The organism is Kitasatospora sp. NPDC001175 (assembly GCF_053598215.1).
In genome coordinates this window covers 1-1,569 of the sequence record NZ_JBSFJU010000213.1, presented here as the reverse complement: position 1 = coordinate 1,569, position 1,569 = coordinate 1, and the positions used below count along the sequence as shown (strand labels likewise).

The window sequence follows — 1,569 nt, the reverse complement described above, 5'->3', positions numbered from 1 at the left end:
CGGGAGCGCGCCGGCCGCGGTGACGTCACGCGGTCGGCGGGCTGGTGGCGCGCTGTGCTGCGGTCAGGAGGCGACGAGGTCGCCGGCCTGGAGCTGCCAGAGGGATGCGTAGAGCCCGTGCTGCGCGAGCAGTTCGTCGTGGGTGCCCTGCTCCGCCACGACACCGCCCTTGTCCATGACGTAGATCCGGTCGGCGTGGCGGACCGTGGACAGCCGATGGGCGATGATGATCATCGTCCGGTCGGCAGCGAAGCCTCTGAGCGCACGCTGGATGGCGGCCTCGGTCTCGTTGTCCACCGCGGAGGTGGCCTCGTCGAGGATCACAACCGGCGAGTTCTTGAGGATCGCTCTCGCCAGCGCGATCCGCTGCCGCTGCCCTCCCGACAACGCGGCACCGCGCTCGCCGATCAACGTGTGGTAGCCGTCCGGCAGCATCGAGACGAAGGCGTGCGCCTCGGCCATCCGGGCAGCCTCCTCCACCGCCTCCTCCGAAGCCCCGAAAGTGCCGTACCGGATGTTCTCCACGATGGTGCCGTCGAACAGGAACGGATCCTGGGCAACGAAACCAATCGCATTGCGCACGTCCCGCCGCGGCAGATCGCGCAGATCCTGCCCATCGAGCAGCACACCGCCCGACTCCGCATCCTGGAAACGCATCAGCAGCTTCGCGATCGTCGTCTTCCCGGACCCGGTGGCACCGACGATCGCGGTGGTCTGCCCGGAGGAGATCTTCAACGAGACGTCCTCCAGCACCGGCGGCCGACCAGGATAGGCGAACGTCACCTCATCGAGGACGATCTCCCCCTGCACGTGCGCAACGGCCAGCGAACCACCGGTGCCATCGCTCTCGACGGGCAGTTCACGCAGCCGCCGCACACGGTCGTACGCCGCCAGCGTCCGCTGGTACTGATCGACGATCCCGCCGAGCCGGTTCATCCGCAGCAACACCATCTGGGGCAGACCGATCAACGGACTGAACACCTCGAACGGCAGAGTGCCCTTCAACACCGCACGGCCACCGACCAACAGCGTCCCCGCCATCGAGGCGGTCGTACAGACCCGGACGGTCTCCGAGTGCCGCATCGTGCTGCGGTCGGTCCGCCGACCACTCTCCAGCGCCACCCGATCGAGGCCATCGATGCGCCCCGCCTCGTAGTCCTCGGTACAGAAACTCTTGACCGTGGCACTCGCCTCCAGGTTGTTCACCAACTGGCTGTGCAACCTGGCCCGGTGCTCACTGGAGACGGCGTAATCAGCGGCGGCCCGGTCCTGATAACGGAACGACAGCCAGGCGATGACCGGAACCGGCAGGAAGGCGATCCAAGCGATCTCCGGCGCCAGCAGCAGGAAGAGCGGCACCAGAACGAGCAGACTGGTACCCAGCTGCAACGCGTCGTTCGCCGACGCCCCGAAGAAGTCGCCCAACTGACCGACATCCTCCGTCAACACACCCGCGATCCTGGTCGTCCGCTCCCCCTCCAGATGCCGCAACTCCAAGTGCTGCACCCGCGCGTACGTCCGGCTACGCCAATCGTGCTGCACATCCTGGCCCAGCCTGCGCCACTGCAC

General features: G+C 67.3%; 1 protein-coding gene. It reads right to left on the bottom strand.

All coding sequences use genetic code 11. The features are described 5' to 3' along the window. Window positions 1–63 precede the first annotated feature (63 nt). The coding region (locus ACWDAK_RS41215) for an ABC transporter ATP-binding protein (protein WP_427396359.1) at window positions 64–1,569 on the bottom strand (1,506 nt) is incomplete at its 5' end.